Source organism: Paenibacillus nasutitermitis, assembly GCF_014641075.1.
Classification (GTDB): Bacteria; Bacillota; Bacilli; order Paenibacillales; family Paenibacillaceae; genus Paenibacillus_Z; species Paenibacillus_Z nasutitermitis.
Genome location: NZ_BMHP01000002.1, coordinates 1,784,524 through 1,797,858, shown reverse-complemented (window position 1 = coordinate 1,797,858; position 13,335 = coordinate 1,784,524). Strand labels below are relative to the sequence as shown.

Sequence of the window (13,335 nt, the reverse complement as noted above, 5' to 3'; positions counted from 1 at the left end):
GGGACGGGCGCTTTTGCCACATATGTCCTCTATCAGACGTTCTGGAGCGAAGGGCGGTCCAATCGCAAAATATGGCGAATGGGATGATCCTCACCGCATATGAGATTGCGCAGCAGTTGGGAGGCGATTATGCTGTAAACCGTGCCGTTGCCGCCATAAACCAGGCAATAGTACACATTCGGCCATTTAGGGTCCTCACCGATAAAGGGCAAATTATCCCGCGATTCCCCAAAAACGGCCGTCCAGTCATATTCAAGCTTCCCGGTAAACATAGGGAAATGCTCCTTGATCCGGTGATGCAGCTTGTCAGTGCGCTTGCGCCGTTCACTTTCACTGTGTACTGGCTCGGATAGCTCCTCATCCTGTCCGCCGGCGAGAACTCTTCCGTCCGGGGTTGTCCGCATATAGAAATAAGGACGGGCCGTTTCCCAGATCATCATGTTCTCTTTCCAGGGTGACAGATCGTGCTGGGGTTCAGTGGCTATGGCGTATGTACGATTCATGTTTGCTTTGACCAGCTGCCCGCGCAGCTCCTCTGGCTCATAACCAATGGCATAAATCACATGCTCCGCTTCCAGAACATGGCCAGTGGAGGTGGTAATATGCTGTTTACCTTTTTCGGTTGTCACATGGGTCACCACATCGGTATGCTCATAAATCGCAGCACCTTGCTCCGCAGCGGCCGCTGTAATCGCCCGAACAAAACGGTAAGGGTTAATTTCCGCATCCCCGCGGGTAATAATTGCCGCAGGTTTACGGAACGGATAGCGGGCACCGATCTCGTCGGCATCCCAATATTCCACGTCAAAACCGTTGGACCGCAAGGCCTCATATTCTTTTTGCAGTTTGGGTATGTCCTGCTCGGTGCTGGCATAATAAAGGCTGCTGCGGGGGATAAACGCAACGTCTATTTCCAATCTGGCGGCAATTTCTCCAATTTGGACAACAGCATCACGGCAAGCGCGGTAGAAAAGCAAAGCGTCCTGCTCGCCGATTTGCTCGATAAGCTCCGAGAGCATAATGTCATTGCTGAACTGCAATAAGCCGGTATTGGCAGATGTGCTGCCCCCGGCAATATCTCCGCGCTCGACGATACAGACGTCGATCCCGCTTTGGGCCAGCACATAACCGCAAATACAACCTGACATTCCGCCCCCGATGATGGCGACGGTGGTCGCCTTATTCGACGTTAAAGACGGATAAATGTGTGGGTCTTCCAAGGTCTCGGGCCAATAAAGTCGGCCATTATGCAGGTCTTTCATCAGCATTCCTCCTGGAATTATTATGCCCCTGTTCCAATTTGTCACTCGTACAAAACACAAGCAGAGCGATTTTTATCCGGCAAAAAAAGGAGGGGCTGCCCCTATGGGTAGCCCCTCCTTTTTTTATTCCTGAATGGGATCAGGCACGAGGCCCTCTTCTTCAAGCTGGCTATTCGTCTTCATCCCTTTCATGTCGTTGCCCAGACGCTTCATATCCTGTTCATCCTGCACCATCGACCCGTTATGGGCGTTTTCGATAGGTTCGGATTTCCGTCCAGCTTGCCCTGCGGAAGTCGGCAAGTCAGGGCTGGCTCCGATTTTGGGCTGCGCCGTTTGATCCGTTTGAACCGGTTGACGTTCCATTAGGTTTCGCTCCTTCTTCTTCTTTTTTCATGGATTGAAACACGTTGGCTGTCGATTCAGCGGTTGTAGCCACTTTTTCGGCTGCTGCTTGGCCCATCTCATTGACTTTAACCGTAACATTGCTCGCTTTTTCTTTTGCTTGTTCCGCAAGAGACGTTGCCCGGTCTCGTGCCGCTCCGGCAAGACTTAGGGCGGTATCGCGGGTTACACCGGCAATATTCACCGCATGATCGCGGGTAGCGGTAGAAAGTTCGGATGACTTACGGCGGATCGTTTCACGCATATCTTTTCCTGTTTTAGGCGTTAATAACACAGCAGCTGCTGCACCTACAGCACCGCCGATCAGGATTCCTTTAACCAAGCTGCCACCTGTTTGTTTTGTATTCGTCGTTTCCATTGTTCAGTCAACTCCTTATTTTCCATAAATGTATTGAGGTGTGTGTCACACCATTCATCTTCTTGTCTACTAATAAACACCTCGTTGTCATTTGAAACGATTGTCTTACCGATGAATAGTTTATTGGCAATAAGGAAACTTATGGAGAAGGCTGGTAATTATAAGAGCAACTAGAGGCTTTGACTTTCGTATCAATCATGATGGAACTGTATGGGATGGTGCTAAAAATGACCAGTAATCAGAATATCGAGCAGCGAGCAATTGAGGTGCTTGGCGAACCTCTTGAAGTCACCACACGCGGGGACTGGGTGGAAAATGTGCACAGCGGACATGTTGCCGTTGTCTCCAGCGAAGGAAAAATAATAGCCCACGCAGGCGATCCCGGGATCGGAACCATAATCCGATCGACTGCGAAGCCCTTTCAGGCGATCCCATCCGTTCTTGGCGGCATCGTGGAAAAATACGGTTTGCCGGATGAAGCAATAGCCCTTATGACCGCCTCACACCGCGGTACGCCAAGACATCTCTTCGTTTTGGAAAGGATGCTGGAGCTTACGGGGGTCGATGAGAATGACCTGGTGTTTGCTGAAACGATGCCGGCCGATCCGCAAAACCGTGAAGAAGGGCTTCACATCGGGGTGAAGCCGAGAAAGCTGTTTCACGTATGCGCCGGCAAACATATCGCCATGCTTGCCCTGTGCAAGCTGAAAGGCTGGCCGCCGGATTCATATACGGATCCCGGACACCCGCTGCAGCAGGAGCTGCTGGCAACGGTCGCTTCGTATGCCGGCCTGCCGCTCGATTCTATCGGTCTCGCAGTTGATGGCTGCGGCTTGCCCGTATTCGCCTTGCCGCTGTGGCGGCTTGCCTTCATGTATGCGCGGTTATCGTCCCCGTCCCCGGAAGGCGTGGACTCGGCAACGAAAGCAGCGGCGGCCAGAATTACCGCCGCGATGAACAACGCGCCCGACCTGGTTGAAGGATATGGACGGCTGGCCAGCGTTATGCTTGCCGACGATAATGTGATTGCCAAGAGCGGAGCTCAGGGCGTATTTGTATTTGCCTTGCGCAAAGAAGGGATCGCTGTGGCGCTTAAGCTAGCGGACGGAGGAGAGTCTGCATGGCCGGGGTGTTCGGCTGCGGTTCTGGAGCAACTTCATGCCGGAGCGGATGTAATGGAGCGGATAAACAACTATTTTTCGGCGGAAATTTACAATAGTGCGGGGCAGCTGACAGGACGCCGCGAGCCGAGTCTGAGACTGAAGTTTCATTAAAGGAGCATGAAAAGGTATCCGGATAAGCGTCTGGAAAAGGCGCTCTTTACCCTGCTGCATGCCATAAGAATCTATATATTGCCAAGTTTCATGTTTAAAGCGATTGGTTTATAAGCATGATAGGAAGACGGAATAACGATTCCAAATATAGAATTGAAAGGGTGAGCGTCAATGTTAGGATGGGCTGTTCTATGCTTCGTAATTGCTGTTGTTGCAGGAATACTCGGATTTTTCACACTGGCAGCGGCTGCCGCTAGTATTGCAAAAGTACTTTTCGTCGTATTCCTCATTTTGTTTGTTGTATCTCTAATCTTCGGAAGAAGAAGAGCTTAGGCGAGGCCTAATGCAAGTCTTCGCCAGTCCGCAAATTCATAGGTCCTACTTTTAGAAAACTCGCGAATCTTTTATGTTTGTGAGTTTTCTAAATTTCAGGACATCCCCAAAAGAGTTAAAGCAGGGAGGAAGTAATAATGGAGATTCAAGTAACTAATGTTCACACCGTTGATACTATCCCACAGGCGCGGGAGCAATTGGAACGCTACAAATCGCTTGGTTACGATAAGGACCATCTCTTCGTCCTGACTCATGACAAGGACCGCAACAAACGGATCGCGGAATCTACCGATGCCGAAGAAATCGGCGTATCCGAGGAAGGCTTGAATACGACAATCGCCAACATCTTCCGCTCGCGCGGTTCTGAGCTTAGAGCCAAGCTCCGCTCAATGGGGGTCAGCAAGGAAGAAGCGGAACGGCTGGAAGGGGAAATGGACAAGGACCGGATTGTCGTTATCGCATGGGGCGGAAATCAATATGACGATCATGACTACGATCCCAATATCGTCTATTTCCCGCCTCTCCTGATCTGACACTAACCGCATAATAGATGGCGATACACACACCAAGGTAGACCGTTCGCAAGAAGAACGGTCTACTTTTTGATCCCTATAAATTGTAATGGCAGAGTTTGATAGATGGTTATACATAACGAAGCGAAAGGAAGGGGCCGTATGCTGCAAAGCCGGTTTTTTCGATTTTGTATGGGAACGATTGCGCTGTTGATCATTATCTACTTGATAGCGGTAGACAGCTTCATCTTTATACCCTTGATTAAAATGATCAATATTCTGATCGTACCCTTTATGCTGGCCGGTTTTTTCTATTATCTGCTGCGGCCCGTCGTTCATTTCCTGACGGATCGCCGAATGAATAAGATTCTGGCGATTCTCCTTGTGTATTTGGCGCTCACTGCCGTGCTTGCCCTCTTATGGGTTGTAGTCTGGCCGACACTGGTCCTTCAGATCAATACCTTTGTGGAGAACGCGCCAAAGCTTATCGAGGGTTTAAAGGAGCAATTGTCCAGTTGGCAGAGAAACCGGCTCGTTTCGTTGGTCAGCTCCAATAGCCAACCCGATATGTCCACCAGAATTTCCGACTATTTGAATCAGACGATTGCAAGTGCATCCAAATATGTGACCGACATCATCGCGTTTATTACTAATTTTGTGGTTGTGGTCGCGACGGCCCCCATAATTCTGTATTACATGCTTAAGGAAAGCGAAGCGATACCCAGATCCGTTCTTCATTTGATACCGGGGCGTTACAGCCGTGACGGCAAGGAAGTTCTGGATGAAATCGATTCCGCATTGAGCGGATTCATTGTCGGCAGGATGATCATCACATTCCTGCTTGGTGTGATGATGTATATCGGCTTCCTGATTATCGACCTGCCCTATTCACTGCTGATTGCGATTATCGCCACCATTCTTAACATTATTCCGTATATCGGACCGATATTGGGACTTGTCCCCTGCGTAATGGTCGCCCTGACCGACTCGCCGATGATGGTGATCTGGGTCCTGATTGTCGTACTAATCGCACAGCAGGTCGAAGGCAACCTGCTGTCTCCCCATATATATGGAAAAAAGCTGGATATGCATCCGTTAACGACTATTGTTATTCTGCTCGTCGCGGTAGAGATCTCAGGCATATTGGGAGCTATTCTGGCTATCCCGCTTTATATGGTCGTTAAAATTATCGTCGTGCGCGTATACCGCCTGTTTTTTGCGGAGAAAGTGGAGGAGCTGGTAGAGTAATGCCCTCCTTCATCATCGCCGCGAAAGAGGAGCCCACTGTTAAATCCCGCGCATCTCCTCGCGGTACGCACTGGGCGACAGTCCGTAGTAACGGCGGAATTGTTTGGAGAAATATAGCGGGTCCTGGAGTCCGACCGATGCGGCAATTTGCTGGGTAGTCAGTTCCTGGCGCTCTCTTAGCAGCTGGCGAGCTTTATCCAGACGCAGTTTGAGCAGAAAAGTAACGGGTGTCATGCCGGTATGACGCTTGAACACCCGGGACAGATAAGCGCGATTGTAGCCCATCGTTTCTGCCATCCGCTCAATGGAAACGGGTTCGGCATATTGAGCGGAGAGATACCGGATCAACTGCTGAGGGATGGATTCACTTTCATATGCGGCAGCTCCCGTTTGCCTGTGATAAAGCTGATCGGCAGCGGAGCTGAATTCCCCAAACAGCAGATTCAAATATCCGATGGCCCGCAAATGGGCCGCCGATCCTCCTTGGCGGAAGGTCCGCTCCATGCTGCGGAACAATACGCCGATGCGCCTGTTTGAACCTGTATCAATTACAGGCCGGGCTGCGGACAGGCCGGCCCATTCAGCCATTTCCGGCGCCTGCCGTCCATTGAAAGCAATCCATCTGTACCGCCATGGATCCTGTTCGTTTGCCACATAGCTGACAAGCTGCTCCGGCGGAATCAGGAAGGATTGTCCCTGTTTTAATTCATATTCCCCGCCGGCGCAATGAAAGGTCCCCGATCCTGACAATACATGATGCATCAGATAGAAGCTGTATACCTTCGGCCCGATTCGATGGGCAGATCTGGTCTGGCTTTCACCGGCAAAAAGCACATAAAGCTCGCCATGCTCGCTCGGTACCGGATTGGAAACTACTGTGTAGCTGACGGGTCTTGCCATCTTTGACATCCTCCCGATTATTCCAACTATTGGTTCTGGTTATAAGATTTGCGCAGTGATGATTAATTCGACGTTACCTATCAGGAATCCCCCAATGGCGGGAAGATTATTCTACACATCTCTTAGTCGCGTGACTAGCGATGGATTCGACAATGTCACATTTATCCATGCTTAATTCACATCAAGCCATTTTGTTCGCCTGTGCATTCCGTTATACTGTTCCTATACAGCTGTTCCAACAAACCAAAAAAGGAAAGTGGTGCGATAATGGCGGATCTCCACGAACTGACACAACGGTTTCTGCAATTATATCAGGAGTCGGCGGAAAGCATTCACGTGTTTCATGCGCCGGGACGGGTTAATCTGATTGGCGAGCATACCGACTATAATGGTGGTTATGTTTTTCCGGCGGCGCTGACCTTTGGCACGACGCTGCTGATCCGCAGGCGCAGCGACAGATTGCTGGGACTGGCTTCTACGAATTTCACAGACCACAAGCATCTGCCGATCGAGCCGATCGTTTATGCGGAGGCGGACGACTGGATGAACTACCCCAAGGGCATCGTCAATGAACTCCAGCAGCGGGGGAAGACCTTCGATACGGGATTTGACCTGCTCTTTCACGGAGAGATTCCAAATGGCTCCGGCTTGTCCTCATCGGCATCGATTGAAGTAGTGACAGCCTATGCGCTGCTTGCCATGGCTGGTTACGAAACGGATACGGTAGCGATCGCCCTGATGGCGCAAAGATCGGAGAACGAATTCAATGGCGTCCAATGCGGGATCATGGACCAGTTTGCCGTTGCCAACGGGAAGAAGGATCACGCGATTTTGCTGATGTGCGACACGCTTGAATACGATTTGGTTCCCTTTGAATCCGGAAGCTACCAGCTGGTGATCGGCAATACGAACAAACGCCGGGGACTGGTGGATTCCAAATATAATGAGCGCCGCAGCCAGTGCGAGCAGGCGGTGGAGGATCTGAGGGAGGCATTTCCGGAGCTTACGCTTCTGGGTCAACTTTCGCTTCAGGACTTCAACAGCAGCAAGCATCTGATTAAGGATGAAACCGTACGCCGCCGCGCCCAGCATGTGGTGGAGGAGATCGACCGCGTTATCCGTTCCATAGACGTTCTCAAGGATCATGATCTTGCTGCTTTCGGCCAGCTGATGAACCAGTCGCACGACTCGCTGCGGGACTTGTACGAAGTGACAGGCATGGAGCTCGATTCCATGGTGGAAGCAGCCCGGGATATACCCGGCGTACTGGGCTCGCGTATGACCGGCGCCGGCTTCGGCGGGTGTACCGTTTCTCTCGTACATGAAGACAGCATCGAGACGTTCAAAACGGAAGTGGGACGACGGTATAAGGAAGCAACGGGACTGGATGCGGATTTCTATGTATGCAAGATCGGGAATGGCGTAGAGCAATTGAGCTGATTTGGCAGCAAGCCTCTTGGGCTGACGGGCAAACCAACAACTCGGACAGCGGGTTCATGTGTCATCGCAACTTATTTAAGGAGGACTCTATTATGGCGGTATTAGTTACAGGCGGAGCGGGTTATATCGGCTCCCATGCGGTAGCTGCGCTGCAGGAGCGCGGCGAGCAGATCGTAATTGCAGACAATTTGCAGCAGGGGCATAAAGCTTCCCTGCTCGGCGGCAAGCTGTATATCGGCGATTTGCGCGATGCCGATTTTATGGATACGGTTTTTAAAGAAAATACAATCGATGCGGTCATTCATTTTGCCGCTAATTCGCTTGTCGGCGAAAGTATGAAGGATCCGGGCAAGTATTATCATAATAATGTATACGGCACCTTGTGCCTGCTCGAAAAAATGAATCAGTACGGCGTGAAAAAAATTGTATTTTCATCGACAGCGGCTACGTACGGTGAACCGGAAAACGTGCCGATCGATGAGCATGACCGCACCTTTCCTACCAATGCTTACGGCGAAACCAAGCTTGCCATGGAGAAAATGATGAAGTGGTTCGATACTGCGCATGATATCAAGTTCATCTCGCTTCGCTACTTTAATGCTGCGGGCGCCCATGCCGGAGGCCAAATCGGCGAGGATCATGACCCCGAAACCCATCTGATTCCGGTTGTGCTTCAGGTGGCATTGGGCCAGCGTCCCCATATTTCCGTATTCGGGGAAGATTACGCTACGGAGGATGGCACCTGCGTAAGGGACTATATCCATGTCAGCGATCTTGCGGATGCTCATGTGTTGGCGGTGGAGAAGCTTCGTCAGGGCGGTGAAAGCGCCGTATACAACCTGGGCAACGGCACAGGCTTCTCGGTGAAACAGGTAATCGATGCTGCAAGACAGGTAACCGGCAAGGAGATTCACGCTGTAGTTGAAGCGCGCCGTGCAGGTGATCCGGCGGTGCTTGTCGCTTCCTCCGCCCGCGCCCGCAAGGAGCTTGGCTGGAATCCTTCACGGAGCAAGCTTGAAGATATAATCGGAAGTGCATGGGCCTGGCATCAGGCCAACCCAGGCGGATATAACGATTAACATGACGAAACGGCTTTCGTCATCCGGCGGCGGCATAGCTTGTCTCCTGCTCAAAATGACGAATGAAGCACGCCTTTCACGGCGTGCTTTATTCAACCTTATAGAATTTATAAGTTTCACTCTTTGCCCCCAGAGGACGGCGCAGCCGTTTCTTCTTGAAATACGAATAACGAGTCCAAAGGAGCATTCATTATGACTGAATATCATCAATTGCCGAATGACGGCGAAGCGCTTCTTCTTATTGAACGTTTGGTCCAATTCGCTGGGCAGCGCGGCCTGACCGAGCCTCTGGACGTTCTGTATTCGCGCAATGCGCTGCTGGATTTGTTCGGTTTCACCGAAGCCTATGATGGCGAGGTGCCGGAAGAAAGGCTGGAAAGCGCGATCGGATTGCTTGAGCCGCTGCTAAGCTACGGGGCTTCGATTGGACTGATCGCCGATAATACGACGACCTTCCGCGATCTTCTCGACGCGCGGATCATGGGGCTGCTGATGCCAAGACCTGCGGAGGCGGCTGCGCGATTCGACCGCCAAGCGGTAAGCGAAGGCATAATCAGCGCTACCGATGCTTTCTACCGGCTGAGTATCGATTCCAACTATATCCGTATGGATCGCATCCGCAAAAATCAGTATTGGAAGCATGCAACGGAATTCGGCGAGCTTGAGATTACGGTCAACCTCTCAAAGCCCGAGAAGGATCCCAGGGAAATTGCCCTGCTGCGGACGATGGGACCCAGCAATTATCCCAAATGCCTGCTATGCGCCGAGAATATCGGCTATGCGGGGCGTGCCGACCATCCCGCCCGGCAAAATTTGCGTGTTGTCCCGCTGGAGCTGAAGGGCGAGGAATGGTATTTTCAATATTCTCCCTATGTCTACTACAATGAGCATAGCATCGTGTTTAACAGCAGGCATGTACCGATGCGGATCACACATGAGACTTTTGCGAGACTGCTTGATTTTGTCGATGCCTTCCCCCATTATTTCATCGGCTCCAACGCCGATTTGCCGATTGTCGGGGGTTCGATACTCAATCATGACCATTTCCAGGCGGGCAGGCATGTTTTCCCCATGGCGCAGGCAGAAGTGGAGAGATGCTTTACGGACCCATCGGTGAAAGGACTGAGCTTTGGGATCGTAGTCTGGCCGATGTCGGTGATCCGAATCAATGGAGGGCATAAAGGGGAAGTGCTGGAGGCAGCCGGCAAAATTCTGGATGCCTGGAGAGCATACAGCGACCCGCAAGCGGAGGTGTTTGCTTTTTCGGACGTGAACGACGAGCAGGTTCCGCATAATACCATCACCCCGATTGCCAGGCTTCGGGATAACGGGATGTACGAGCTGGATCTGGTGCTGCGCAATAACAGAACCAGCCAGATGCACCCTGACGGCATTTTCCATCCCCATCAGGAGCTGCATCATATCAAGAAGGAAAATATCGGCCTGATCGAGGTCATGGGGCTTGCGATCTTGCCGGGAAGGCTCAAATCGGAGCTTGAAGACATCGCAGCGCTGCTCACAGGAGCTGCCGCCTACGATAAATCAGCAATTGAAGGGGGCCCGCTCGGCAAACACAGCATGTGGATCGAGGAACTGCTTGCTGCGCATGGCAGCAAATGGACCACGGATGAGGCGGTTGAACTTTTGCAGAGCGAGGTCGGCCGCAAGTTCAAGGAAGTGCTGAATGACTCCGGCGTGTTCAAACGCTCAGAAGAGGGACAGCGGTCATTTGATAAATTCCTGTTGTCTCTCGGGCTGGAAGCTGCCGGGCAAGGCAGGCAAACTTAATTCATCGCAGCTATAACCCGCGAGGAACGCGCAAGCGTCCCTCGCGGGTTATTTATTGCGTTATTTCGCCCGGAGCATGGTTGATTATTTTTGTTGCAAAGATATATGGTATTTTTTTATAATTAATAAAGGGAAATTAAATAGTAATAGCGAAATTATATTTAGTGGGTCATTTATCTGAACAAGGGGGACATTTTCATGCCTTTATCCATCATGCCGCTGGATGACTTTCTGGCTTTGACAACGGATGAGCAGGTAGAGAAACTAAAGCAGTGGAAGCTGGACTACAATCTCAAGGATATTCGGGATGCGTGGGGCTTCAAGCATTCCGCTCAATATTACATGCTGCTCAAGAAGCTGCGTATCTATGAAAGGGTTGTCAACAAATCGGATAAATTTTCACCGGAGCAGTTGATGAATTCGCATAACCAATCCGATATGTACGCCCCTCCCGTGTATACGGTGATCGACAAATCGGCGCCTGCGGATCAGTTCGGCTATGAGCTTAATGTAACATTGAACGGTCCTGAGCTTGCCGACAAGCTGGAGCGGCTGGCTCATTTTTTAAAGGGCGAGAACAAGGAAATTACGGTCAGCTTATCGATTAAAGCGGCATTGAAATCACCTAAAGAGTCTGAGGAAACAGGCGTGGAAGCGCTGAACAGAATGTGAAGATCAGCCGAAACGGACAACAAAAAATAAACCAGAGCCAGGAATTGGCTTTGGTTTATTTTTTGGTAAAATATGTCGATAATTGTAGATTTATGGTTTGTGTTATATTTTTATTTACTGCGCAGCCGTCCCAGCTCCGAAACAAGCGCCTCGACTTCACTGATACTAAACTTCTCTTTGCTCGCCACCACATCGTAAATGTCTTTGATATCCTCATATTGCTCCATCTTGAAATGCGATGCCTGCATAGCAGCCCCGGATGCCATCCGCAGCTTGGTTTTTACCGCTTCTATCATGTATTCTACATTATCCTGCGTAGGATCATTCAAGTTTCTCATTGCTACTCTCCTCCCGGAAGACCATAATGGCTGTACGTATTGTATCATGAGACGGGAGCGTCCGCCAGCGGGTAAGTTTGATGCTTCAGCCGGATTTAGGTACAATTAGAAGGCAAGCATCTGCAAAACGACCGCTTCAAGCGGGAACTTGCGGATCTGCGGCGATTTTCACAGGATTACCTTCGATTATTGCCCAGCCCGGATACACTCTTCCGACATTTATATACCGCATGTGAAGCAGGAAAGGTAAGGTGTTACTTCCTTGGTCAAGCGTGCTAAATTACGTAAGACTTTGAAAGAAGAACAGCCCCGCAGAGACAAGGTCGATATCTCGGGAGCGGCTGAATTTTTTAAGGGAATAGCCATGCGGCATCCGCTTCGCAGCGATCTTGTTTTTGTCTGCATCGGAACGGACCGGTCGACCGGGGATTCCCTCGGTCCCTGGGTAGGCACGCTGCTGCAGGAGCAAGGATGGCCTTCGGTTATCGGCACGCTTGAGCGCCCCTGTGACGCCAATCATTACGAGGAGGCTGTCGCGGGAATCCCTTCCGGCAGAACTGTGATTGCCATTGACGCTTGTTTGGGAGGGGTAAATTCCCCTTCCCGATATTTGGTCGCGCACGGACCACTTCTGCCTGGCAGGGCTGCCGGACTAAGGCTGACCCCTGTCGGGCATTACAGCCTGGGCTGCATTGTCGGGCCAATGAGCGTTAAACCTTACCGGTCACTGCAGCAGGCTTCCCTGTTCCAGGTTATGGGAATGGCGCGTGAAATTGCGGAAACGATCCGCGAAGCCTGGAATCAATTCCCGGCAGAAGTCGCCGGTCAGTCTAGATTCGATGGAAAGGATGCGATATCATGACAACTCTGTCACTTGCCAACCGCTCGGCTGATTTACCCGGAGAACTGCGGCTTGCTTATTATGATACCGGCGAAGCCGGCACCCTTCTGCCGGCGGATGCGGCTATTGTGCTGCTCCACGGATACTGCGGCAGCTCTGCCTATTGGGAACCGGTCCTCCCGAAACTTGCCGGACTAGGCCGGATTATCGTTCCCGACCTTCGGGGGCATGGAAGAAGCTCGGCTCCAGCCGAAGATATATATACGATGAAGGCTTTTGCCAAAGACCTGCATGACCTGCTGCAGGAGCTTGGGGTGAATCAAATTTGCTTGTTCGGTCATTCTCTCGGCGGCTACATCTCGCTGGCTTTTGCAAAGGATTACCCCGATATGCTGCTGTCCTTCAGCCTTGTCCATTCTTCAGCTCTGGCTGACGGGGAAGAGGCCAGAGTGAACCGCGATAAAGCCGTGAACGCGATCCAAACCGAAGGCATTCGGGCTTTTGCGGAGGGACTTGTCCCCAAACTTTTTGCTCCCGGGCACCGGGAAATCATGGCGGAGAGCATAGAACAGATGATAGAGGTAGGAGCGGCTGCCTCCGCGGAAGGTGCGGCAGCCACTGCAAAGGGCATGAAGGTGCGCGAAGACAATCGGCACCTTCTGGACAGAATGAAGATTCCCCGCCTGTTGATAGCGGGCTCGGAGGATGGTGTGATTCCAGTGGAGAACACCTTTACTGCCGATGGGCCGAATGTTTCCCGGGTCATCCTTCAGGATACTGGACATATGGGGATGATAGAGCAGCCTGTTTTGATGGGGGACCGGATATCGGCATTTGTCCGTTTTATTGCAACGCTTTAAGGCATAGCCGGAAGGAGAGGGCCTCACG

15 protein-coding genes are annotated in these 13,335 nt (G+C 51.4%); 10 read left to right on the top strand and 5 right to left on the bottom strand.

Annotated features, from left to right (window positions below; genetic code table 11):
• Nucleotides 1-32: 32 nt before the first annotated feature.
• From IEY46_RS18460 to IEY46_RS18450, 3 genes are all read right to left on the bottom strand, one after another.
• Nucleotides 33-1,262 (bottom strand): NAD(P)/FAD-dependent oxidoreductase, encoded by a 1,230-nt coding sequence (locus tag IEY46_RS18460; RefSeq protein WP_188993416.1) that lies wholly within the window; start codon nt 1,260-1,262, stop codon nt 33-35.
• Nucleotides 1,263-1,385: 123 nt separating this feature from the next.
• Entirely contained in the window at nt 1,386-1,625 is a 240-nt protein-coding gene (locus tag IEY46_RS18455; protein WP_188993414.1) for a hypothetical protein, read from the bottom strand.
• Entirely contained in the window at nt 1,564-2,022 is a 459-nt protein-coding gene (locus IEY46_RS18450; RefSeq protein ID WP_188993412.1) for a YtxH domain-containing protein, read from the bottom strand. The genes IEY46_RS18455 and IEY46_RS18450 overlap by 62 nt, the downstream gene beginning before the upstream one ends.
• A 227-nt stretch (nt 2,023-2,249) precedes the next feature.
• Here IEY46_RS18450 and IEY46_RS18445 point away from each other — a divergent pair, with 227 nt between their 5' ends.
• The 4 genes from IEY46_RS18445 (at nt 2,250) to IEY46_RS18430 (ending at nt 5,389) form a co-directional block, all read left to right on the top strand.
• Nucleotides 2,250-3,296: an asparaginase gene (locus IEY46_RS18445; protein ID WP_188993411.1), complete on the top strand. Its 1,047-nt coding sequence runs from the start codon at nt 2,250-2,252 to the stop codon at nt 3,294-3,296.
• Nucleotides 3,297-3,467: 171 nt separating this feature from the next.
• Nucleotides 3,468-3,629 carry a DUF1328 domain-containing protein gene (locus tag IEY46_RS18440; RefSeq protein WP_188993409.1) on the top strand — a complete coding sequence of 54 codons (162 nt, stop codon included), beginning with the start codon at nt 3,468-3,470 and terminating at the stop codon, nt 3,627-3,629.
• A 137-nt stretch (nt 3,630-3,766) separates the two neighbouring features.
• Entirely contained in the window at nt 3,767-4,162 is a 396-nt protein-coding gene (locus IEY46_RS18435; protein WP_188993407.1) for a YflT domain-containing protein, read from the top strand.
• Nucleotides 4,163-4,303: 141 nt separating this feature from the next.
• A complete protein-coding gene (locus tag IEY46_RS18430) occupies nt 4,304-5,389 on the top strand; it encodes an AI-2E family transporter (RefSeq protein WP_188993405.1) in 1,086 nt (361 codons plus the stop codon).
• 39 nt (nt 5,390-5,428) lie between these two features.
• On the opposite strand, the gene IEY46_RS18425 is transcribed toward IEY46_RS18430, so the two are convergent.
• Nucleotides 5,429-6,289 carry an AraC family transcriptional regulator gene (locus IEY46_RS18425; protein ID WP_188993403.1) on the bottom strand — a complete coding sequence of 287 codons (861 nt, stop codon included), beginning with the start codon at nt 6,287-6,289 and terminating at the stop codon, nt 5,429-5,431.
• Between the two features lie 267 nt (nt 6,290-6,556).
• On the opposite strand from IEY46_RS18425, the gene IEY46_RS18420 reads away from it, so the two are divergent.
• From IEY46_RS18420 to IEY46_RS18405, 4 genes are all read left to right on the top strand, one after another.
• Nucleotides 6,557-7,729: a galactokinase gene (locus tag IEY46_RS18420; RefSeq protein ID WP_188993401.1), complete on the top strand. Its 1,173-nt coding sequence runs from the start codon at nt 6,557-6,559 to the stop codon at nt 7,727-7,729.
• Nucleotides 7,730-7,821: 92 nt separating this feature from the next.
• Nucleotides 7,822-8,808 carry a UDP-glucose 4-epimerase GalE gene (galE, locus tag IEY46_RS18415; RefSeq protein ID WP_188993399.1) on the top strand — a complete coding sequence of 329 codons (987 nt, stop codon included), beginning with the start codon at nt 7,822-7,824 and terminating at the stop codon, nt 8,806-8,808.
• A gap of 192 nt (nt 8,809-9,000) precedes the next feature.
• A complete protein-coding gene (locus IEY46_RS18410; RefSeq protein WP_188993397.1) occupies nt 9,001-10,596 on the top strand; it encodes a UDP-glucose--hexose-1-phosphate uridylyltransferase in 1,596 nt (531 codons plus the stop codon).
• A gap of 198 nt (nt 10,597-10,794) precedes the next feature.
• On the top strand, nt 10,795-11,268 hold the full coding sequence (locus tag IEY46_RS18405) for a hypothetical protein (protein WP_188993395.1): 474 nt from the start codon (nt 10,795-10,797) through the stop codon (nt 11,266-11,268).
• A gap of 110 nt (nt 11,269-11,378) precedes the next feature.
• Here IEY46_RS18405 and IEY46_RS18400 read toward each other — a convergent pair whose 3' ends face one another.
• Nucleotides 11,379-11,606 (bottom strand): DUF1128 domain-containing protein, encoded by a 228-nt coding sequence (locus tag IEY46_RS18400; RefSeq protein WP_188993393.1) that lies wholly within the window; start codon nt 11,604-11,606, stop codon nt 11,379-11,381.
• 262 nt (nt 11,607-11,868) lie between these two features.
• Between IEY46_RS18400 and yyaC the strand changes: the two genes are divergently transcribed.
• Nucleotides 11,869-12,468, top strand: a complete 600-nt coding sequence (yyaC, locus tag IEY46_RS18395; RefSeq protein ID WP_229750354.1) for a spore protease YyaC — start codon at nt 11,869-11,871, stop codon at nt 12,466-12,468.
• Complete coding sequence (locus IEY46_RS18390) at nt 12,465-13,307, top strand: alpha/beta fold hydrolase (protein ID WP_188993391.1); 843 nt, start codon at nt 12,465-12,467, stop codon at nt 13,305-13,307. The genes yyaC and IEY46_RS18390 overlap by 4 nt, the downstream gene beginning before the upstream one ends.
• Nucleotides 13,308-13,335 lie beyond the last annotated feature (28 nt).